The organism is Qipengyuania sp. S6317L1, from assembly GCF_023015615.1.
Classification (GTDB): domain Bacteria; phylum Pseudomonadota; class Alphaproteobacteria; order Sphingomonadales; family Sphingomonadaceae; genus Erythrobacter.
The window spans coordinates 358,744-379,395 of record NZ_JALKAJ010000002.1 but is presented as its reverse complement, the minus strand read 5'-3'; the positions used below and the strand labels follow the sequence as shown (position 1 = coordinate 379,395).

The 20,652-nt window shown below is 59.8% G+C and carries 24 protein-coding genes; 17 read left to right on the top strand and 7 right to left on the bottom strand.

The window, feature by feature from the left end:
• Positions 1 to 171 precede the first annotated feature (171 nt).
• From MWU38_RS03115 to MWU38_RS03105, 3 genes are all read left to right on the top strand, one after another.
• Positions 172 to 1,365, top strand: coding sequence for an acyl-CoA dehydrogenase family protein (locus MWU38_RS03115; protein WP_247270369.1), 1,194 nt, complete (start codon positions 172 to 174; stop codon positions 1,363 to 1,365).
• A 93-nt stretch (positions 1,366 to 1,458) separates the two neighbouring features.
• Positions 1,459 to 2,598, top strand: a complete 1,140-nt coding sequence (locus tag MWU38_RS03110; RefSeq protein WP_247270368.1) for an acyl-CoA dehydrogenase — start codon at positions 1,459 to 1,461, stop codon at positions 2,596 to 2,598.
• Positions 2,599 to 2,613: 15 nt separating this feature from the next.
• Positions 2,614 to 3,420, top strand: coding sequence for an SDR family NAD(P)-dependent oxidoreductase (locus tag MWU38_RS03105; RefSeq protein ID WP_247270367.1), 807 nt, complete (start codon positions 2,614 to 2,616; stop codon positions 3,418 to 3,420).
• Between the two features lie 152 nt (positions 3,421 to 3,572).
• Here MWU38_RS03105 and gmk read toward each other — a convergent pair whose 3' ends face one another.
• The 3 genes from gmk to MWU38_RS03090 are packed head-to-tail and all read right to left on the bottom strand — an operon-like array spanning position 3,573 to position 5,188.
• Positions 3,573 to 4,235, bottom strand: a complete 663-nt coding sequence (gene gmk, locus MWU38_RS03100) for a guanylate kinase (RefSeq protein ID WP_247270366.1) — start codon at positions 4,233 to 4,235, stop codon at positions 3,573 to 3,575.
• 39 nt (positions 4,236 to 4,274) lie between these two features.
• A complete protein-coding gene (locus tag MWU38_RS03095) occupies positions 4,275 to 4,640 on the bottom strand; it encodes a hypothetical protein (RefSeq protein WP_247270365.1) in 366 nt (121 codons plus the stop codon).
• Positions 4,641 to 4,681: 41 nt separating this feature from the next.
• Positions 4,682 to 5,188, bottom strand: coding sequence for a ClpXP protease specificity-enhancing factor SspB (locus tag MWU38_RS03090; RefSeq protein WP_247270364.1), 507 nt, complete (start codon positions 5,186 to 5,188; stop codon positions 4,682 to 4,684).
• Positions 5,189 to 5,331: 143 nt separating this feature from the next.
• Here MWU38_RS03090 and hisB point away from each other — a divergent pair, with 143 nt between their 5' ends.
• From hisB to MWU38_RS03025, 14 genes are all read left to right on the top strand, one after another.
• On the top strand, positions 5,332 to 5,961 hold the full coding sequence (gene hisB / locus MWU38_RS03085) for an imidazoleglycerol-phosphate dehydratase HisB (RefSeq protein WP_247270363.1): 630 nt from the start codon (positions 5,332 to 5,334) through the stop codon (positions 5,959 to 5,961).
• A 92-nt stretch (positions 5,962 to 6,053) separates the two neighbouring features.
• Entirely contained in the window at positions 6,054 to 6,680 is a 627-nt protein-coding gene (gene hisH / locus MWU38_RS03080) for an imidazole glycerol phosphate synthase subunit HisH (protein ID WP_247270362.1), read from the top strand.
• Positions 6,677 to 7,405, top strand: coding sequence for a 1-(5-phosphoribosyl)-5-[(5-phosphoribosylamino)methylideneamino]imidazole-4-carboxamide isomerase (hisA, locus tag MWU38_RS03075; protein ID WP_247270361.1), 729 nt, complete (start codon positions 6,677 to 6,679; stop codon positions 7,403 to 7,405). The genes hisH and hisA overlap by 4 nt, the downstream gene beginning before the upstream one ends.
• Positions 7,402 to 8,202 carry an imidazole glycerol phosphate synthase subunit HisF gene (hisF, locus tag MWU38_RS03070; RefSeq protein ID WP_247270360.1) on the top strand — a complete coding sequence of 267 codons (801 nt, stop codon included), beginning with the start codon at positions 7,402 to 7,404 and terminating at the stop codon, positions 8,200 to 8,202. The genes hisA and hisF overlap by 4 nt, the downstream gene beginning before the upstream one ends.
• 17 nt (positions 8,203 to 8,219) lie before the next feature.
• The gene (locus MWU38_RS03065) at positions 8,220 to 8,546 is read left to right on the top strand and encodes a phosphoribosyl-ATP diphosphatase (RefSeq protein ID WP_247270359.1); all 327 of its coding nucleotides are present in this window, start codon (positions 8,220 to 8,222) and stop codon (positions 8,544 to 8,546) included.
• 1 nt (position 8,547) lies between these two features.
• Complete coding sequence (locus MWU38_RS03060; RefSeq protein ID WP_247270358.1) at positions 8,548 to 8,922, top strand: histidine triad nucleotide-binding protein; 375 nt, start codon at positions 8,548 to 8,550, stop codon at positions 8,920 to 8,922.
• A gap of 109 nt (positions 8,923 to 9,031) precedes the next feature.
• Entirely contained in the window at positions 9,032 to 9,499 is a 468-nt protein-coding gene (locus MWU38_RS03055) for a YbgC/FadM family acyl-CoA thioesterase (RefSeq protein ID WP_247270357.1), read from the top strand.
• Between the two features lie 10 nt (positions 9,500 to 9,509).
• Positions 9,510 to 10,226 carry a protein TolQ gene (gene tolQ, locus MWU38_RS03050; protein WP_247271230.1) on the top strand — a complete coding sequence of 239 codons (717 nt, stop codon included), beginning with the start codon at positions 9,510 to 9,512 and terminating at the stop codon, positions 10,224 to 10,226.
• A complete protein-coding gene (locus MWU38_RS14905; RefSeq protein ID WP_281494509.1) occupies positions 10,223 to 10,348 on the top strand; it encodes a hypothetical protein in 126 nt (41 codons plus the stop codon). The genes tolQ and MWU38_RS14905 overlap by 4 nt, the downstream gene beginning before the upstream one ends.
• Positions 10,348 to 10,797 carry a biopolymer transporter ExbD gene (locus tag MWU38_RS03045; RefSeq protein WP_247270356.1) on the top strand — a complete coding sequence of 150 codons (450 nt, stop codon included), beginning with the start codon at positions 10,348 to 10,350 and terminating at the stop codon, positions 10,795 to 10,797. The genes MWU38_RS14905 and MWU38_RS03045 overlap by 1 nt, the downstream gene beginning before the upstream one ends.
• Before the next feature lie 18 nt (positions 10,798 to 10,815).
• Positions 10,816 to 11,640 (top strand): TonB C-terminal domain-containing protein, encoded by an 825-nt coding sequence (locus tag MWU38_RS03040; RefSeq protein ID WP_247270355.1) that lies wholly within the window; start codon positions 10,816 to 10,818, stop codon positions 11,638 to 11,640.
• 2 nt (positions 11,641 to 11,642) lie between these two features.
• The gene (gene tolB, locus MWU38_RS03035; RefSeq protein WP_247270354.1) at positions 11,643 to 13,052 is read left to right on the top strand and encodes a Tol-Pal system beta propeller repeat protein TolB; all 1,410 of its coding nucleotides are present in this window, start codon (positions 11,643 to 11,645) and stop codon (positions 13,050 to 13,052) included.
• A 108-nt stretch (positions 13,053 to 13,160) separates the two neighbouring features.
• The gene (gene pal, locus MWU38_RS03030) at positions 13,161 to 13,688 is read left to right on the top strand and encodes a peptidoglycan-associated lipoprotein Pal (RefSeq protein ID WP_247270353.1); all 528 of its coding nucleotides are present in this window, start codon (positions 13,161 to 13,163) and stop codon (positions 13,686 to 13,688) included.
• 404 nt (positions 13,689 to 14,092) lie between these two features.
• Positions 14,093 to 14,626, top strand: a complete 534-nt coding sequence (locus MWU38_RS03025) for a J domain-containing protein (RefSeq protein ID WP_247270352.1) — start codon at positions 14,093 to 14,095, stop codon at positions 14,624 to 14,626.
• 4 nt (positions 14,627 to 14,630) lie between these two features.
• Here the strand turns inward: MWU38_RS03025 and MWU38_RS03020 are convergent, their stop codons facing one another.
• From MWU38_RS03020 to MWU38_RS03005, 4 genes are all read right to left on the bottom strand, one after another.
• Positions 14,631 to 16,484 carry a DUF1963 domain-containing protein gene (locus MWU38_RS03020; RefSeq protein ID WP_247270351.1) on the bottom strand — a complete coding sequence of 618 codons (1,854 nt, stop codon included), beginning with the start codon at positions 16,482 to 16,484 and terminating at the stop codon, positions 14,631 to 14,633.
• Positions 16,485 to 16,685: 201 nt separating this feature from the next.
• Positions 16,686 to 17,507 carry an SDR family NAD(P)-dependent oxidoreductase gene (locus tag MWU38_RS03015; RefSeq protein ID WP_247270350.1) on the bottom strand — a complete coding sequence of 274 codons (822 nt, stop codon included), beginning with the start codon at positions 17,505 to 17,507 and terminating at the stop codon, positions 16,686 to 16,688.
• 50 nt (positions 17,508 to 17,557) lie between these two features.
• Positions 17,558 to 18,874 (bottom strand): cystathionine gamma-synthase family protein, encoded by a 1,317-nt coding sequence (locus MWU38_RS03010; RefSeq protein WP_247270349.1) that lies wholly within the window; start codon positions 18,872 to 18,874, stop codon positions 17,558 to 17,560.
• Positions 18,875 to 19,089: 215 nt separating this feature from the next.
• Entirely contained in the window at positions 19,090 to 20,547 is a 1,458-nt protein-coding gene (locus MWU38_RS03005; protein ID WP_247270348.1) for a DASS family sodium-coupled anion symporter, read from the bottom strand.
• Positions 20,548 to 20,652: the final 105 nt, after the last annotated feature.

The following is a 20,652-nucleotide window of genomic DNA, read 5'->3' as shown; positions in this document are numbered from 1 at the left end:
TCAATCTCGATTTGCAACCTAACGGCAAGCGGCGGGTCGTCAACGCCGCTGACACTGACGCTACGGCATACTGTATCTTTAAAATTTCGGGTTCAAGGGTGCTTGCAGCCAGCGCACAAATGACGATAACGTAAGCGTCAACTTGAGATTCAAAGAGAGAGGAGTCGGCAAGTGTCCGATCTTGAAAAGTTTCGCGCAGAGACCCGTGAATGGCTCGAGGCGAACTGCCCCGAAGAAATGCGCCAACCCGTTCGCGAGGACGACGATGTGTATTGGGGTGGCCGCAACGCCACGTTCAAGAACGATGCGCAAAAAGCATGGTTCGAAGCCGCCCGCGACAAGGGTTATACTGTTCCGTCATGGCCCAAGGAATACGGCGGCGCTGGTCTTTCTGCGGCTGAGGCAAAAATCCTGCGTCAGGAAATGGCGGCAATCGGCGCGCGTCCCCCACTCAGCTCGTTTGGCATCTGGATGCTTGGCCCGGCGCTTCTGAAATTCGGTACCGAGGGTCAGAAACAGCGGTTCCTCAACGAAATCGCTCGCGGTGAAATCCGCTGGTGTCAGGGATATTCCGAGCCCGGCAGCGGCTCCGATCTTGTCTCGATGCAGACTTATGGCGAGGACAAGGGCGATCATTGGGTCGTGAACGGCCAGAAAATCTGGACGTCCTATGCCGACAAGGCCGATTGGATCTTCTGCCTGGTGCGCACCAATAAGGAAGACAAATACAAGGGCATCACCTTCATGCTGTTCGACATGGCGGGCGAGGGTGTTTCGACAAAACCGATTCTCCTGATCAGCGGAAACAGCCCGTTTTGTGAAACCTTCATGGACAATGTCGAAGTGCCCAAGAGCTATGGCGAGGATTGCCCGGGTTATGTTGGCGAGATTAACCGTGGCTGGGATGTGGCGAAATACCTGCTCGGCCACGAACGCGAGATGATTTCGGGCATGGGTGGCGGTGATCGCCTGACCGCCATCGGCACGGCCATGACGCGCCACGCGGCCAAGAACGGGGATGAAATCGACCCCATTCTGCGCAGCGAAATGGCGCTGTTCGATGTGGATGCGCTTGCCTTTACCGCCATGGCTGAAAAGTTCATGGACGAGATGAAAGCGGGCAAAGGTCATCCGGCACAGCCCAATATGATGAAATATGTCGGCACCGAAATTAACAAGCGCCGCCATGAACTTATGATGAGTGCAGGCGGTTCGCGCAGCCTCGAGTGGGAAAGCGAGGAAACCCGCGGCGGCAAGGCTCCACGCGACTGGCTTCGCACCAAGGCCAACTCGATTGAAGGGGGCACTTCGGAAGTGATGCTCAACGTCATTTCCAAGCGCATCCTTGAGCTGCCCGGTGGATAATAGGCGCGGCTGATACTCACAAGCGAATACGAATTGGACACCCTGTTCCTCGTGGCATTCAAGCCAGAGGAGCGGGGTTTGGGAGAATAGATTATGCCTTTGTTTCACGACGAAGATCAGGCGATGCTCGCCGACAGCGCCTCCGGTTTCATGGCCGAAGAAGGTAACATTTCCAAACAGTTGCGCCATTGGCGCGACCGCAATTGCAAAGACGGTTTCGGCCACGCGCTGTGGAAGCAGATGGCCGAGATGGGCTTTACCGGAATGCTTGTTTCCGAAGACGATGGCGGGCTTGGCATGGGCCATGTCGAAGCGGGCATCGTGCTTGAAGAAATCGGTCGCAATCTGACGCCATCGCCGTTCCTTACTTCCAGCGTTCTGGCGGCTACGGCTCTTGGCCATGCGTCGTCCGACCTCAAGGGACGGTATCTGCCCGGCCTTATCGAAGGCGAAAGCGTTTTCGCGGTCGCGATTGACGAAACCGCGAAACACCGCCCAAGCCGCATCAGCACGCGTGCCGAAAGGTCAGGCAATGGCTTCAAGCTTTCCGGGTCCAAAAGCTTCGTAATCCAGGGCGCAAGCTCGGACATGATCGTGGTGGCCGCGCGCACCAGCGGGTCGGACGAGGATGAGGATGGCATTACCCTCTTCGCCGTTCCAAAGGACGCTGGCGGCATGACCCAGGACCCGGTTCGCCTCGTCGACAGTTCGATGGCGAGCCACATCAAATTCGACGGGGTCGAGCTTGATGGCGATGCGGTCATTGGCGAAGTCGATGGCGGGCGCGAAGTATTGAACGCCATGCTTGCCGCTGGCCGTGTAGGCGCAGCTGCCGAAGGGGTAGGCGTTGCCTCTGGCGCGATGGACATGACCGTCGATTACCTCAAACAGCGCAAGCAGTTCGGCAAACTGATCGGAGAGTTCCAGGCGCTTCAACATCGCGCTGCGCACCTCTATTCCGAGGTTGAAATCGCCCGCGCTGCAACGATCAAGGCGCAGCAATTGCTCGACGAAGGTGCACCGTCTGCTGACCTGATGACCTCGGTCGCCAAGTCCAAAGTCGCCAAGGCCTGCGGTCTCGCGGTCAAGGAAGGCGTCCAGATGCATGGCGGGATTGGCATGACCGACGAATATGACATCGGCCTTTACATGAAACGCGACCGCGCTCTCGCCGAGTTCCTCGGCGATGCCTATTTCCACGCCAACCGCGTGGCGCAGCTTAGCGGTTATTAAAAGAGAGAATTTCACATGGATATCAATTCACTATTCAGCCTCGAAGGGCGCGTTGCTCTTGTCACGGGCGGTTCACGCGGCATCGGCAAAATGATCGTCGAAGGGCTCCTCGCAGCCGGCGCAGAGCGCGTGTACATCTGCGCGCGCAAGAAAGAACAGGTCGATGCAACCACCGCCGAGCTTGGCGACAAGGTCATCGGTCTGGTTGCAGATCTTAGCCAGATGGACGGTATTCAGGCGCTCGCAGATGAAATCGCATCGCGCGAAGACAAGCTCGACATCCTCGTCAACAATGCAGGCGCTGCCTGGGGCGAACCCTTCACCGAATTCAGCGAAGCGGGCTGGCACCGCACAATGGATCTGAACGTCAAGACGCCGTTCTTCCTGACGCAGAAACTGCACGGTCTTCTGAAAGCCGCCGGAACGCCAGAGCGCCCTGCGAAGGTCCTGATGATCGCCTCGATTGACGGGATGAAAACCAATCCGTGGCCGACCTACCCTTATCAAGCGTCGAAGGCTGGCCTTATCCACCTGACGCGCCGGATGGCGGCTGAACTCGTGAACGACAATATCATCGTCAACGGCATCGGTCCGGGCGCTTTCCCAAGCGACATGAACAAGGCAGCGCGCGACAATCAAGACATGGTCGAACGCGGCATCCCGTCAAAGCGCGTTGGCGACACGATGGATATGGCAGGCGGCGCGATCTACCTGCTCAGCCGTGCAGGCGATTACGTCGTCGGCACCACCATCGCGATCGACGGCGGCGTGGTGAACGCCAATGTGGGTGCTGGCAATTTTGTCGATCCGTCAGGTGACTAAAACCTGACACGACTATCGGTCAGATACGAGATCAAACCAATGAAAAAGCCCGGATTTCCGGGCTTTTTTGTTGCGGGCCTAACCTGACAGCTATTTACGCGCCCGCCGCCTTGCGCGAAGCTTGCGGGTTGAGGACGAGAGCGCCCGCTGCCTCAATCGTAACCCATCAATTCGCGCACGAACGGAATAAGCCCCGTCTGCCGTTTCCTGCGCATCCGTTCGGCATGCAGGATCTCGCAAACCTGATCAAAGCAGCTTTGCATATCGTCGTTGACTACAACGTAGTCATATTCGGCCCAGTGGCTGATTTCGTCGCGGGCGCGCTCCATCCGGCCATCGATGACCTCGGCTGAATCCTGCGCGCGGTTTTCAAGGCGGCGACGCAGCTCTTTGAGGCTGGGCGGGAGGACAAAGACCGTGACGACGTCCTGATCGTCCTTCTGCTTCAATTGCTGCGTGCCCTGCCAATCGATGTCGAAGAGGTAATCCTGCCCCTCTTTCAAACCTTTGCGGATCGCGCCCTTGGGCGTGCCATATCGGTTGTCGAACACCGGCGCCCATTCGTAAAAGTCGTCTTCTTCGATCATGCGATCAAATTCGGCGTCGGATACGAAGTAATAATCCTTGCCATCAACCTCTCCGGGGCGGGGAGGGCGGGTGGTGGCGGAGACGGACAATTGAATGTCCTCGTCCTGGGCAAGCAATTTGCGCGACAAGGTCGTCTTTCCCGCGCCCGAGGGTGAGGAAAGGATGAACAAAAGGCCCCGCCGGGCGAGCTTATCGGTGGATTGAGTGTTGCTTGTATCTGCGCTCATGCGTGGTCGTTGCACATGAAGCGGCCTCGAAATCAAGTGCTAGTGTAGTTCGCGCCCGTCTTCGAGCAGTGCTTTTGCGCGAGCTTCGCGTTTCGCTTTGCCGCGGTCGTAAAGCGTTTTGAGGGCCAGCCCTCCTGCCACAAGGCCAAGGCCAGCGGGCGATTTCGATGCGAGCTTGCCTGCGCTGTAGAGTCCGATTGACGTGAGGAGCGAATGCCCGTCGCTCAGCTTCTCCTCGCCGCTATCCCGCTTTTCATTGGCGGCTTCGACCATCTCGCGGTCGACCTTGTCGCGCAAACGATAGCTGATCGCGCGAAGCACGATTTCGACCAAGGCAATATTGGCCGCGGATGTCGCCAGCGGCTTGAGCGCGCGCTTTACTGGTTTGGTTCGCTTTTCCGTCATGGTTTATATATCCGCAATGGGGCGGAAAGGTTCCATGCGGGCTATTTCTTGCGGCCAAAATCCACGGTCACAACATTCGAGCCATCTTCAGCCTCGGTTGCGGCGCGATCAGCATCACTGTCCCTGTCAGCGTCATTTTGCGCCGCATCGTGCTCTTCGGGTTCGAGTTCAGGAACAGAAGCCTGGAATTGGAGGCCGAAGTCCACCGCAGGGTCAACAAAAGCGGTGATTGCGGCGAACGGGATGCTGAGCGTTGCCGGGATCTGGTTGAAGGACAGGCGCACGCTGAAACCGTCTTCACGCACTTCGAGGTCGGAAAACTTGTTTTGCAAGACGATCGTCATCTCGTCCGGGAACCGCTCGTGCAGGTGATCGGGGATCGAGACGTCGGCAGCGCCGGTCTTGAACGTGATGTAGAAGTGGTGATTGCCCGGCAGTTCGCTTCCCCCGCGCTCAATCTCGCCAAGCACACGGCCAACCACGGCGCGCAGCGCTTCTTGCACGATTTCGTCGTAGGGAATGAGGCTATCGGGGGTGTCTTCGGTCATCACGTTGAATAGTGGTGGCGAGACGCGCCGCCTTGGTCAAGCGTTTCGTGCGAGAATTGTGAGCGCAAAGGGGGCAGGCGGGCCAATTTGCGCTTGCGCGGGTGCTTGCATGAGAGGCGGCGGCGTCTATAGGCTTGCATCCCATGAGCAATGCATCACCATCATCGCCGGGCACCGGGTCTCGTACGGGCCGGATCGAGCGGAAAACCGCTGAAACCTCAATCCTGATCGAGGTCAATCTCGATGGAACGGGCACTTACGATGTGTCCACCGGGATTGGCTTTCTCGATCATATGGTTGAGCAATTTTCGAAGCACTCGCTTATTGATGTGACGATGAAGGTCGAGGGCGATCTGCACGTCGATCAACACCACACGACCGAAGACAGCGCGATTGCCTTGGGGCAGGCGCTCACTGAGGCGCTGGGCGACAAAGCGGGGATTGGCCGTTACGGCAGCGCGTATTCGCCCATGGATGAAACACTGAGCCGTGTGGCCCTGGACATTTCCGGGCGGCCTTATTGCGTCTGGAATGCCAGGTTCTCTCAGGAAAAGCTGGGCGAATGGGACACCGAACTGATCCAGCACTGGTTTGAAAGTGTTGCACAATCAGCCGGGCTGACGCTGCACTTGGAGCTGCTTTACGGCACCAACAACCACCATATTTGCGAAAGCCTCTATAAAGGCTTTGCCCGCGCCATGCGCATTGCGGTCGAACGCGATGCGAGGAAGGGCAGCGCGATCCCGAGCACAAAGGGGCAGCTTGGTGGTTAGGAAAACGCCAGACGGTTGCATCGCAACCGCAAGGGCGACCGCCCGCCCGTCTAGCGAGGACGCGCTTCCGGATGGGCGTGCGGAAAACAAACATGTCTAATCGGGTTGCGTTGATCGACTACGGCGCGGGCAATCTCCACTCGGTGCACAATGCTTTAAAGGCGGTCGGCGCGGATGTGACTGTCACCGCTGACGCTGACGAAGTGCGCAAGGCTGATCGCATCGTTTTGCCCGGTGTGGGCGCGTTCAAGGCGTGCGCCGATGGCCTGCGCGCGGTGCCGGGTATGGTCGAGGCTCTCGAAGAACGCGTCCGGAACGGCGGCGCGCCTTTCCTTGGCATTTGTGTAGGGATGCAACTCCTCGCCGACCGTGGCCTTGAGCACGGGGTCCACGAAGGCCTTGGCTGGATTCCGGGCGAGGTAAAGCTGATCACGCCGCACGATCCAAGCATCAAGGTGCCGCATATGGGCTGGAACGACGTGGCGCTCATGCCCCATGAAAAGGATCACGCAGTGGTCGAGGCGGGCGAGGCATATTTCCTCCACTCCTACCACTTTATCGCCGACGATCCCTATCACGTCGCGGCCTTGACCGATCACGGAGAAGGGCTTGTCGCGGCGGTCTCACGCGGCAATATCTGCGGCGTTCAATATCACCCCGAGAAGAGCCAGGCCTATGGCCTTGCAACGCTCGCCCGCTTTTTGGAGTGGAAGCCATGATTATCTTTCCAGCGATCGACCTGAAAGGCGGCGAAGTCGTGCGCCTTGCCGAGGGCGATATGGACCGCGCGACCATCTATGGCGATGATCCGGCGGCTCAAGCGATGATCTTTGCCGAGGCCGGCGCGGAGCATCTGCACGTGGTCGACCTCGACGGCAGTTTTGCGGGCGAGGGGCGCAATGTCGAAGCGGTCAAAGCCATCATCGAGCGCTTCCCCGGCTACGTTCAACTGGGCGGCGGTATCCGCGATGCAAAGGCGGTTGAGGGCTGGTTCAACCTTGGCGTTGCCCGCGTTGTGATGGGTTCAGCGGCTCTCAAGGACCCCGAATTCGTGAAAGAAATGGCCCGCGAGTGGGAAGGCGGTATTGTCGTTGCGGTCGACGCGAAAGACGGCATGGTCGCAACCGAAGGCTGGGCAGAAGTTTCCGATGTGCCCGTGGTGGACTTGGCGCGCCGGTTTGAGGATGCAGGCGTTGCCTCGCTGCTGTTCACCGACATTGGCCGCGATGGTCTGCTCAAGGGCGTCAACATCGACGCCACAGTGGAGCTTGCCCAGCGCGTCGACATTCCTGTCATCGCCAGCGGCGGGGTCAAAGGCATTTCCGACATCCACATCCTTTCGATCCAATCGCATCTCGGGATTGAAGGCGTGATTACAGGCCGTGCGCTGTATGAAGGCAAGCTGGACCTCGCCGCAGCCATTCAGATGGGGGCGCGGGAGTGACCGTCCGTATCCGCGTCATCCCCTGCCTCGACGTAGCCGACGGGCGCGTGGTGAAAGGCGTGAACTTCGTCGATCTGAAAGACGCTGGCGACCCTGTCGAACAAGCGCGCGCCTATGATGCGGCGGGGGCGGACGAGCTTTGTTTCCTCGATATCTCCGCCAGCCACGAAGGGCGCGGGACGTTGCTCGATATCGTCAAGCGCACCGCCGAGGTGTGCTTTATGCCTTTGACCGTCGGCGGCGGGGTGCGCAGCGTTGAGGATGCGCGCGCGCTTCTGCTGGCAGGCGCTGACAAGGTCGCGATCAATTCCGCTGCGGTCGCCCGGCCTGAATTGGTGAGCGAAATCGCTGCCAAATTCGGCAGCCAATGCGTTGTCGTCAGTGTCGATGCGCGCCGGGTTGCGCCAGAGGTTCCGGTGATGGGCGAAGAGCCGCAAAGTGGGAGGCGCTGGGAAATCTTCACCCACGGCGGGCGCAAACCCACCGGGATCGACGCGGTTGAATACGCCAAAAAGGTCGCCGATCTTGGTGCTGGCGAATTGCTCGTGACCAGCATGGACGGCGACGGGACACAGGCAGGCTACGACCTCGAACTCACCCGCACCATTGCAGATTCGGTTTCAATCCCCGTGATCGCCAGCGGAGGCGTTGGCACGCTCGACCACCTCGTCGAAGGGGTGCGCGATGGCCACGCAAGCGCGGTTCTGGCCGCCTCGATCTTCCACTTCGGCAAGCATTCCATTGCCGAGGCGCACAAGGCGCTGCGCGACGCAGGGCTTCCGGCGCGCGGGATTTAATGCGAAGGGACACCTTGATGCACACACGCACCGATACTCTTAGCCGCCTCGAAGCCACAATTGCCGAGCGCATGACCGCCTCGCCCGAGGAATCCTACGTCGCCAAGCTTCAGGGCAAGGGCACCGCGAAAATCGCGCAAAAGGTCGGTGAAGAAGCGACCGAAGTGGTGATCGCGGCCATGACCGGGGTGAGCGATGAATTGGTCAGCGAAAGCGCCGATCTTATCTTTCACCTGCTGGTCCTTTTGCAGGCGCAAGGGGTGAGCTTTGACGACGTGCTTGCCGAACTCGACAAGCGCGAAGGGCTCTCAGGGCTCGATGAAAAAGCCAGCAGGAGCGAGTAAGATGCCGATCGACCCAACGCTTCCCTACGACACCGACAATATCTTTGCGAAGATCCTGCGCGGGGAAATCCCGTCGAGCAAAGTTTACGAGGACGATTGGGCCTTCGCTTTTGAGGACATCAACCCTCAGGCCGAAGTGCACACGCTGGTGATCCCCAAGGGCGAATATGTCAGCTGGGATGATTTCAGCGCCAAGGCGTCGGATGCTGAAATCGGCGGGTTTGTTCGTGCGGTCGGCGCAGTTGCGCGTGCCAAGGGGTTGGTGGAACCGGGATACCGCCTGATGGCCAATATCGGCGCGCATGGCGGACAGGAAGTGCCGCATTTGCATGTCCATATCTTCGGCGGACAGCCGTTAGGCCGAATGATCGCCTGAAAACTGGAACTCGATCCGTCGCAGAGGCGATTCATTCTGTCGACATTCATGTAGGCGCGCGCAGTTGGTGCTGGAATGCGTTCAGCACAAAGGCTAATCCACGCACCCTATGGTAACACCCAATCCGAGCACTCTGAATTTTCAGGGCGGCGTCCTTGACGGCTCGCGGCATTTTTACGCCGTTCGGGTCTATTACGAAGACACCGATCTTTCCGGAATAACCTATCACGCCAATTATCTGCGCTGGTTTGAGCGGGCGCGCTCGGACCTTTTGCTGCTGCTTGATATTGATCAACGCGCCGCGATTGAGAGCAGGGAGGGCGCATATGCCTTGTCCGAGGTGAACCTTAAATATCTGCGCCCGGCCCGGCTGGATGATGATGTGGTGATCGAGACGATGTGTACCGAACTTGGCGCGGCCTCGTGCCGGATGCATCAGATCGCCAAGCGCGATGATGAAGTGCTCTGCGAGGCGTCCTTGCGGGTCGGCTTTATCTCGTTGGACGGTCGCCCCAAACGCCAGCCCGCCGAATGGCGCGCGGCTTTCAAGACTTTTATGGACCAGAAGGATAATTGATAGCGTGGATTTGACCCAGTTAAGCGCTGTTGCAGCTGAGGCTGCCGGAAATTTGGCGGGCCCGACACGGCTCGATCCGTTAGAGCTGTTTCTTGACGCCGACATCGTTGTGCAGGCCGTAATCATAGGCCTTATCCTTGCCAGCATCTGGAGCTGGGCGATTATCGTCTCCTTTGTTCTCAGGCTGGCTAAATTAAACAGCAGCTCGCGCGAATATGAAGGCGATTTCTGGTCAACCAATGACCGCGAAGGGGCCTTGTCGAAATCCAAGCGCACGAACATCCCGTCTGCCCGTGTGGCCGGCGCGGGCCTCGATGAATGGAAGCGCTCGACCAGGAACGGCGCGCCTGACCGGAATGCCGCGCGCGAACGCATCGGCGCAGCGATGGAAAGCCAGGTTGCAGAAGAGGCCGACGAATTGTCTAGCAAGCTCACTTTTCTTGCAACCACCGGTTCTGTCGCACCGTTTGTTGGCCTGTTCGGAACCGTGTGGGGGATCATGAACAGCTTCTTCCAGATCGGCGAGGCACAGTCCGCCTCGCTTGCGGTTGTTGCTCCCGGCATTGCAGAGGCGTTGTTCGCGACCGCCATCGGACTGTTCGCAGCCATTCCCGCTGTGATTTTCTACAACCGCTTTTCGAATTCGGTGAACCAGTATGAAGCGAAGCTCCAACGCTTTGCCGACAAGGTTCACGCAGGGCTGAGCCGCGAACTGGATAAGGCATGATGGGAACGCCAACGAACGGCGGCAAAGCAGCCGCAGGCACGACCGTGCGCCCACAGCGGGGGCAGCTTGCCTGCCCGTCTAGCGAGGACCGTTTGCCCGGATGGGCAAGCGGAAAACTGTAATGGCTATGGGTCTCGCCTCATCCAGCCGCCGCAAGGGCAAGCGCACCCGCCGCGCAGCCATGGCAGAGATCAACGTCACACCACTCGTGGACGTGATGCTGGTGCTCCTCATCATCTTTATGGTGACGGTCACGCTGCCGGCGGTGGGCGTGCCAATCGAGCTTCCCGAAAGCCGAGCCAATCCGGTCGAGGAAACTCCCACACAGATCACGATCAGCATCAACGGCGAGGGCCGTGTGTTCATCGAAGACAATGTGGTGCCCGTGGGCGGATTGCCGGATGCCTTGGCGGCGATTGACCGTAATGCGGGCGGAGAACTTCCCACCGTGGTTCTGCGCGGGGACCGGGGCCTCGATTATGGCCGCGTGATGGCGGTTATGGGCGAGCTTGGCCGTGCAGGCTTTACCTCGATCTCGCTGGTCACTGACGGTTCATCGAGCGCGCCATAGGTCCTGATGGTGATGGAAATGACGCGGTCCCATAGCGGAGCCTTTCAAAAGGAAGATGGCATCGGCCTTCTGGTCGCTATCGTACTTCATGCCTTGCTGGTCGTCGCGCTTGCCGTGCAATTTTTCTTCACCGCGACGTCCAAACCGATCCCGGAACGCATGACGGTAAGCCTTGCGACCGAAGTCAGCCTTGAATCGACAGCGCCAGAACCTGTTGCCGAAGCTCGTGCAGCCATCGCTCCGACCCTGTCCGACGAGCCCGCGCCGCCGATTGAAGAGTTGCCACGAGAAACACCGGTTGAAGCAACGCCGCCGCCCACTCCAAGGCCGGAAACACGAAACACGGCACGCACCGAACCTCGTCCGGCAACGCGCACTCCCCCGCGCACGCAGCCCACTCCCGAGCCGACCCGTGCCCCCACACCCCCGCGCGAGCGCCCCGGTGGCAGCCGCATTGGCGACAATTTCCTTGGCGGTTCGGGCAGTTCCTCGACCACCGATGAAACCCGCATCCCCGCAAACCAGATCGGCCGAAGCGCGCGCGCATCCTTGCAGCAGGCGATCAATCGACAGTTGCGCCCCCATTGGGATGCGCCACCGGGACTTGATGCAGAACAATTGGTGACGGTGCTGGCGTTCCGGCTCAACGAGGATGGTTCGTTAAACGGGTCCCCGCGGGTTGTGAGCCAATCGGGCATCACCGATAGCAATCGCCCCCAAGCGCCCTTGCACGCTGAACGGGCTATTCGCGCGGTTCAACGCGCAGCCCCTTTCGATTTGCCCGACGAGTATTACAACGCTTGGAAGAATATCTCCGAGTGGAGGTTTGATAGAAGGCTTTGAGCATGAAATTTTCGCTTGTGTTTAGCTTGGCTCTGGCGCTTGGCGCTGCGCCACTTGCTGCCCAGAACCAGGATCTTGGAGAGCCTTTGTCCGATGGCGGCGAGGTCGAAACCGCGTTTGAAGAAGCGTCGCAGGACGATGGCGGTGGTCTCACCGGCTCGACCACCGATGAAAGCGACTGGGAAGACTTGGGAATTGCGATCCCTGCCTTTGCGACCGACCGCGACACCGCGACCCCGGCCAATGCCGATGGAACGGGCGCGCTGGGCCGCGAGATTGCGCGGGTGATCACCGCAAACCTTCGCAACAACGGTCTGTTTGAACCCACCGGCCCTGACCGCCTGCCAGCGCCGGGCTTTGCGCAAATCACTGCGCCTGAGTGGACCAGCTGGACCGGGCGGGGCGCAGAGATGCTCGTGCACGGCTATGTCCGCGCGCGCGCCGACGATAAGCTGGTGGTGGGCTGCTATCTTTATGATGTTATCCTGAAGGACGAACTTATCCGAGAAGGTTGGGTGGTGCGGCCTGCCGACTGGCGGCGCGCGGCGCACAAATGCTCGGACCTTATCTATGCGCGGCTGACGGGCGAAGACCCCTTCTTCGACAGCCGCATCGCCTATATCGCGGAAACCGGACCCAAGGATAACCGCGTGAAGCGTTTGGCCGTGATGGATTCCGACGGCGCAAACCATCGCTTCCTGACGCTGGGCAGCGCGACCGCGCTGACCCCGCGTTATTCGCCCGACTATTCGAAGATCATGTATCTGTCCTATGTTGACGGGAACCCGCGCATCTATGTCTATGACATCGGAAGCGGCAAACAAACGCTGGTGACGGAGAACCGCAATCCGACGCTGGCGCCGCGCTGGTCGCCCGATGGCAAGACGATCCTTTATTCCATGGCAGTGGCCGGCAATACCGACATTTATCAGGTGTCGGTCAACGGCGGCCAATCGCGCAGGCTGACCGATACGCCAGGCATTGACATTGGCGGTTCCTTCTCGCCCGATGGCTCCAAAATCGTGTTTGAAAGCGACCGTTCCGGCACGCAGCAATGCTATGTCATGGATGCCGATGGTACCAACCAGCGCCGGATCAGCTTTTCTGGCGGCCGCTGTGCCACGCCAGAATGGAGCCCGCGCGGCGACCAGATTGCCTTCACCCGCATCGCTGGCGACTTCAACGTTGCGGTGATGACGCCATCAGGCGGCAATATGAAAGTGTTGACCAATGGCTGGCAGGACGAGGCGCCCACATGGGCCCCCAATGGCCGGATTATCCAGTTTTTCCGCACCGAGCGCGGCTCTGGTCGCTCCTCGCTGTGGCAGGTTGACCTCACGGGCCGCAATGAACGCCGCCTGCCCACACCGGTCGATGCATCCGACCCTGCGTGGGGACCCATTCGCCCTTAGTCAAAATATGTTAATCTGCCTGCGCCCATTCCCAGCCGAGAATCGGGGCAATTATTACCCGCTTCGCCGCATGGCTGTTCGCCCGGCTTTTAATCGGAGAGTAAATTAATGACTTTCTCAGTTCGCAAGTCCGCTTCAATCGTTCTGATGACCTCTGCTCTGGCTTTGGGGGCCTGCTCTAAAAAAGCGCCCGAGGAGCTTCCTCCTCCCCCTGCGGCGACGCCGGCTCCGACGCCTGCGCCAACGTCAACGGCTCCAACCGGTCCCGTGCTCGGCTCGCAAAGCCATTTTGAGCGCGCCGTGGGCAGTTCGTCGGTGATCTATTTCGATACCGACCGCTTTAACATCGACAGCACCGATGCCGCCGCGCTTCAGGCACAGGCGCAATATTTTGCGCAATTCTCGCAACTGACCTTCACCATCGAAGGGCACTGCGATGAACGCGGCACGCGTGAATACAACGTCGCCCTTGGCGAGCGTCGCGCCAATGCCGCCAAGAATTATCTGGTGAGCCTGGGCGTTGATCCCGCTCGCATCCGCACGGTGAGCTATGGCAAGGAGCGCCCTGTGGCGCTTGGCTCGGACGCGGCCGCATGGGCGCAAAACCGCCGCGCGGCGAGCATTATCATCAACTGATTTTCTTGAACTCAATTAAAAGCGCGCCTTCTCCTTACCCGGGGAGGGCGCGTTTTTTATGGCCGTTCAGCCTTTGACGACGGCGCTGAGCATTTGCACAACCGGTCCTTCGCTAGTGCCATGCGGCGCGCTATCTGCAACGCCGACACGCGCGAAAAGGCACAGGCACACAAGGGCGAATGCGCTGGCGAGACTGGAGATTTGCAATTGTTGGCTCATCGCCGGAGTGGGAACCTTGAGTATTTGAGGGCAGCGCCATAGCGCCTGATATTTAAACGGACTGTTGCAATGCAACATTTCACATCGCAACTTGTTCCCACATCTTTCAATTCGCAGCCACAGGCTCTAGATGACCTGCGTGACCTGTTCGATGAACAACATGATTTTCGTTACCACCGGTAGCTATGCCTAAGCCGCGGCGATCCAACGATTGGGGTTTCCCACGCTGGCGCGGCTATGAGGAATCGCGTGAAGCGGTCAACGTGCGCATTTGCGACCGTCATGGCTGCGATGAGCCGGGCGATTGCCCTGCGCCCAAAGCGCCCAACAGCCCCGACAAATGGTATTTCTGCCAAAAGCACGCCGCAGAATACAATTCCAAATGGGATTATTTCGAAGGCCTCGACAAGGCCGAAAAAGCTGCACGCGCCAAGGAAGAGCGCCAGCAATCCGAAGGTTATGCCGAGGCCTCGCACTATGGCTGGACGGGGTCGGGCGACGGGTCGAGGAGTGCGGATGAACTGCGAGCGCTCGACCTTCTTGAGCTGGAGGCAGACGCGGATTTTGCTGCCATCAAGAAGGCATACCGCGCAAAGGCAAAGCTGGTGCATCCCGATGTGAAGCCCGGAGATGACGAAGCGGCGCAGGAGTTCCAGAAGCTGCAAGTCGCCTATGACGTGCTGCGCGTTGCGGAAGAGCGGCGCGAATGGAAGGGGTAGAGTTCTACCCTTCCATCACCACAGATTTCACACCGTCAAAATTCCCCGCCGCCAGATCATCGGGCGCGATCCAGTATTGCAGAGTCTTGCCACCAAAATCGTGCTGTGGTCCCGAACCGCTGGGCAATTCGAGCAGAAGCATGTGGCTGTCGATCAGTTCGGTATTCATGCCGGCATGGGGGCTTGGCGGGCCGAACATACGGGCAGGGACGGGGGCATGGATGTTTGCATCCCCTTCGCCAATTTCGTCGCGCGCAAGCGCATGGTCGACCATCGCTTCGTCGATCCATTCAGCCGGAACAATGGCGAGCGCATCGCTGCTGACAGACAGGCTAAGGTCGACTGTCTCAACCACGAGATCGGACAGGTCGGACCCAAGGATGCCGCCGCGCTCTGTAAACCAGTTCCAGATATCGTCCGAGATATTGGGCTCTAACCTATGCCCTTCGGGCCGCTGTGTGCCGAGCAGATAGAGTTCCTTCGCCTCTTCGCACCACCCATTGAACTGGGCCTCGCGCTGTTCGGGAGTAAGGTCGCCGAAAAGCTCCTCTGCCAACACGGGATCGGGATCTCTGAGCGCTTCGATCATGCGGCTGGCGATCACCCTGATTGCGCCAAAATCGTGGGGGAATACGGCGAAGGGGCGACCGGTCTCGTCTTGCGAATGCTCAAGTTCCTGAGACGGAGCGGTGGTCGCAGGACCGCTAATTTGAACCTCAAGAAGAGCTTTTGATGCTGCGCTGCTCGACCACACCTGTGCCTCTTTGCGCGTTTGGGCGGGGTACTGGAAGGCGATGGGCGCAAAAGGAAACCGCGGCATGATGCGCGGGACGTAGTCATCGGCGTTGGCAACGGCATCGGTGCATCCGCTAAGCTTTAAAGCTGCGGTTTTGCCGAGTGCAGGTCCTGCGTCTTCCGGAATATCGACCGGCCCCCACGTATTCACCGGGCCGCGATGGTGCACGAATGCATGACTTGACAGATAGCCGTCTTCAGCGTCCCGATCGCAACTCACAAAGCAATACAAGACACCGGTCTGAGGCAAGAGGCCCGTCGGGTCTTGCTCGGCGAGCTGCGCGCAATCCCATTGCATGAGGAATTGCAATGGTGCGCCGCCCTGGGCCCCGCCTTCGCGCGGCCATTGAAAATCGGCGGGGCCTATCGGCTGACCGCCATAGAAGGACAGGCCATCCTCGCCCGGCGATTGCGGAAGGAACTGGCGAAAGACGATGGGTGTCTCGCGCGCCGCCTCGATCTCGGGAGAGGTGGCTGTGTCCGGTTCTGCGGCATCCGCGCTCCATTCAGGCTCGGCCTGTGGTTCAACATCTGTGAGCGCAAATCCGTCGGGCTCCATATCGGTCGGGGCATCGTCTGATGTATCGTCAGCGGGCTCGCCAATCTCTTCGAATTCGTCCGCTTCGGCATCCGGGCCGATCTCTTCAAATTCAGCGTCCTCAATCGCGTTTTCGGCCTCGTCGCCGCCGACATCGTGTTCGTCCTGCACATCGCCCGTATCATGCGCGATTTCACCCGAGGGCGTTCCTTCCTCGCGCTCCGCCACACCGACGAGCGAGCGTCGCCGGCCAAGCGGTGAGGGGGATGGCGAGGGAGCAGGGCCGGAGGTAGGTTCGAAAGCTGGCGCGGATGCCGCGTCGATCTCAACACTGTGATCACTGCCTTGATCCGGGGCGGACGACACTGCATCAGAGTGAGACGCGTCAGCCGGTTCGGCCTTCGCGCGGCGACGCAGCAAAAGAAATGCGAGGCCCACGAGCGCAAGCAGTGCACCGCCAACCATCAAAGCGAGCGGGGCATAGATCCCCGGGCTGATCGAAGCGGCAAGAAGGTCAAAGCGCATCGCGGCATTCCCATAACAATTGTGCCCCTCTTGCGAATGGCATGGCTGCACATTGAATCGCACGGTAGCAGGTGGATTGCTCCGCCCTAGTGAATCTTGGTCAATCGAGGGTTAACGGATTGCTTGTTTGAATTGGAGAAGCTTACTTTTCTAACGAAGGTATTCGTGTCGCAAGGGCGGTCTGGCGCCTTTGAATGCGTGCTATTTCTTGCCGAAGCCCGGGCTCGATGAAGAGGTGTTGATCGCTTGCGGTGGATTGTCGTTCCACCACGGCGCATCGGTCCACGGGCGAACGTCCACCTCGAAGCTCCAACAGCTGCGCGGTTGGTGGGCAAGATGCCAATAGGTCTCTGCAAGCGCGGCGGGATCAACTATGCCGTCGTCGCCCTTCGACGCCTTGTAGGCGTCAAATTTGTCGCCAAGAAGCCGCCCGAGCGTATCGGGCGCATCGACAGGGCCATCGACCACCACATGCGCAATGTGGATGCCTTGAGGTGCGAATTCGGCGTTGAGTGTCTGGCACAACAAGCGTCTGCCACCGATGGCGGCAGCATGGCTGTGTTGGCCGGCATTGCCGCGCATGGCGGATGTTGCCGAGGTCACGAGAAGCGCGCCGCGCCCGCGCTCGACCATGGCTGGGAGCATCGCCTGCCCCAGACGGAAGAGCGCGAATGAGGTCATGCGCCAGCCGAGCTCGAACGCCTTGTGCGGTGTGTCGAAGAAATTGCGATTGCCGATCTGTGCGCCGAGGTTGAAGAGGCAGACTTCGATGGGGCCAATATCGCGCTCGGTCGCTTCGACCAGTTCCTCGATCGTGCCGTCCTGCACCGCGTCGATCAACACGCCATTTGCGCTGCCGCCCTCGGCCTCGATTTCGGACACAAGCCGGTTGAGCCCGTCTTCGTCAGAACGCCTTGCGAGAACCACGTGATAGCCGCCTTTGGCAAAGCGTTTCGCCGTGTTGCCGCCGATCCCGGCACCCGCGCCAAGGACGAGGCAGACCTTTTTGCGACTGTCATCCATCCAGACTTCCTCTCTCCCAAATTGGTCCGGAAGAGAGGCTAGGCTGGAAACTAGACGTGGTCCAGCGCCTGTTCGAAGTCTGCAATCAGATCGTCCGGGTCTTCGATCCCGATGCTGATCCGCACGAGGCTGTCGGTGATGCCAAGCGCGGCGCGGCGATCTTCGGGAACGGAGAGGTGCGTCATCGAGGCCGGGTGGCTCGCCAGCGTCTCGGTCCCGCCGAGACTCACCGCAAGTTTGGCAATCTGGAGATTGTCGAGGAAGCGGAAGCATTCCTCCTCGCCGCCATCAAGAAATACGCTGAAGGTCGAGCCCGCGCCAAGACAGTGGCGATCATAGATATCCTGCTGGCGTTCGTCCTTGATCATGCCGAGATAGCCGAGGCCGGTCACCTTGGGGTGGTCTTTCAGGAAAGCGCAGACCTTGGCCGCATTTTCGCCTGCTCTTGTCATGCGCAGTTCGACCGTCTCCAGGCTGCGAAGGAGCATCCACGCGGTGTTGGGATCAACAATCCCGCCCATGGTGTTTCTGAGAGCGCGCACCGGGTCCATCCACTTTTTCGCGCCGGCGATAGAGCCAGCAACCAGATCGGAGTGGCCGCCGACATATTTGGTGAGCGAGTAGGCGACGATATCCGCGCCGTGATCGAGCGGGCGCTGCCACAGGGGGCCAAGGAAGGTGTTGTCGATCGCGATGGGGCAATCCCATTTGAGATTGGCATCGCGCGCTTCCCTCACCGCCTCGATATCGACGAGGGCATTGGTCGGATTGCCCGGGCTCTCAAGGTAGATCATCGCGACCTTACCCCCGTTTTCGCCCGCCTGTTTCTTGGCGCGTTTGAGCACGTCATCCAATTCCTCGCGGCTGGCCCCTGCCGGAAAGTCGATATAGGTTACGCCGAATTTGGAGAGGACTTTGGCAACGAACCCTTCCGATGCCGCGTATAATGGTCCCGAATGCACGATCACATCGCCTTGGGAGACGTAGGCCATCATCAGGATGCAGATCGCGGTCATGCCGCTTGAAAAAGTGAGTGCGTCCTGCGCCCCGTCCCAGATCGCAAGCCGGTCTTCGAGGATTTCCTGGTTCGGTCCGTTGAAGCGCGAATAGACGAGGCCCTCGGCACCGCCTTCGCGCTTACCGGTGATGCCTTCAAAATGGCGTTTGCCGTCGGCGGCGCTGGGGAAGGCAAATGTCGAGGTCAGGAAAATCGGTGCCTTGAGCGAGCCTTCGGACAACTCCGGGTCAAATCCATGCCCCATCATCATGGTCGACGGTTTCAATGCGCGGCCTGCGATATGGGTTTTTTCCGGCTTCGGCTTTCTGCGCGGTGTTGGTTTGCCCGTTGCGTTCACTGCGTCATTCACGGCGCGTGTCTCCTTCCCAAATTCTTGTCCCTAGGAAGGCAGGAACTTGACAATTTCGAGAGCGATTGGAGCGCCCGCTTCTAACCTCCGCAGAAGCGCCTCTCCCCAAAGGCCTTTTTGCTTTGGTTTGGATATGGCGAGGTGGTTTCCGATGCAACCAATTTCAGCGAGAGAAGTCGCAGCTTCCCCCGTTTACCCGACCGCGCGACGGCAGGTCAGAGAAGCGTCGACATCACCCAGACAATCGCGACAATCAGGAAAATTCCGAGCAGATCAAGCACAAGGCCTGCACGCACCAGCTTCTCGATGCGCAAGCGCCCTGTGCCCCATGCGATCGCGTTTGGCCCGGTTCCCGCAGGCAGGATAAAGCCCCAACTTGCTGCAAGGGCTGCCGGCATAGCGATAAGGATCGCGGCCTCTCCAAGTCCAAGGCCAGCGGCAAGGCTGGCGACAACCGGGATGATCGCGCTGGCGGTGGCGACATTGCTGGCGAACTCTGTGACCAGCACCACCATAGCAACGACAGCCAAAGCGATGATGAAAAGCGGCATGGCTTCAAGCGGCAGGAGCGATTGCCCCAACCAATCGGCAAGGCCGGAGGCCTGCATCCCTGCCGCCAGAGCAAGGCCGCCCCCGAACATGAGGATTACGCCCCAGGGCGCTCTGTTTGCCTCGTCCCAGCTGAGCAGCGGGCGGGTTCTGCCGCCCTCATTCGTGCCGTCGGGCAAGATGAACAGGGTGAGCGCCGCCAGCACAGCAATCGTCCCATCGGTCCAGCTATTGGGCGGCAGAAAGGGCGCGACCCAGCGCTGGCTCATCCATAGAAGGAAGGTGATCGCGATAATCGGCACAAGGCGCCTTTCCGCAGGTGACCAGGGGGCGTGGTCGTCGATTGCGGTGCGGGCGGCGGCAACGTCGAAGGGGTGCGCGTCGACCCGTTGAACACGGGCAACGATAAAGCAGGCGAGCGGGACACCGATCAGAACCACGGGCACGCCCATTATCATCCAATCGGCAAAGCTGATCCTGAGCCCGATCATGTCGTCGAGCAATTGCACCGCGATGCCATTGGTGGGCGAGCCGACAATCGTGCCAAGCCCCCCGATGGTCGCGGCAAAGGCGATGCCCATCGGAAGCGCGCCATAAATGCCGCTTGTCTCGGCCGGGAATTCTGCACGGCCATCCGCGCTTTGCCTCGCGGCGCCGCCTGCGAGCACGGCCAGTGCCATCGGCATCATGATAAGCGTGGTCGAGGTGTTGGAGATCAAACCCGACAGGATCGCCGCGCTGATCATGAAAGCAAGGAGCAGGCGCACCTGTCCTCCCTCGGAGCCGATCGCCTTGAGGATCGCAAGGCTCAGCCGCCGGTGCAGCCCCGTGCGCTCAATCGCCAGCGCGATAAAGGCCCCGCCAAGCAAGAGGAAAAGGATGGGCGCATAATATGCACCGGCCGTCTCGCGCGCGGTCATCACCCCGAACAGCGGCAGGCATACAAACGGCAAAAGCGCGGTCACCGAAAGCGGCACGGCTTCGGTCATCCACCATGCCGCCATCCACGCAACCAACCCTGCAACGAGCCAAGCCTCGCCGCTCATGCCGGAAGGTGCGGGCGCAAAGATGGTGATGGCAAAGGCAAGGGGGCCCAGAAACAAGCCGATTTTTTGGGCACTCATGGCGCTCGCGCTCCTCCCTTACGCGTTTGCGCATAGAGTGCCAGCTTGGCGGCCAAGCGCAAGCGGCGAGGGCGCTTGGTTGTGGACGGATTGGAACTCGCCCGA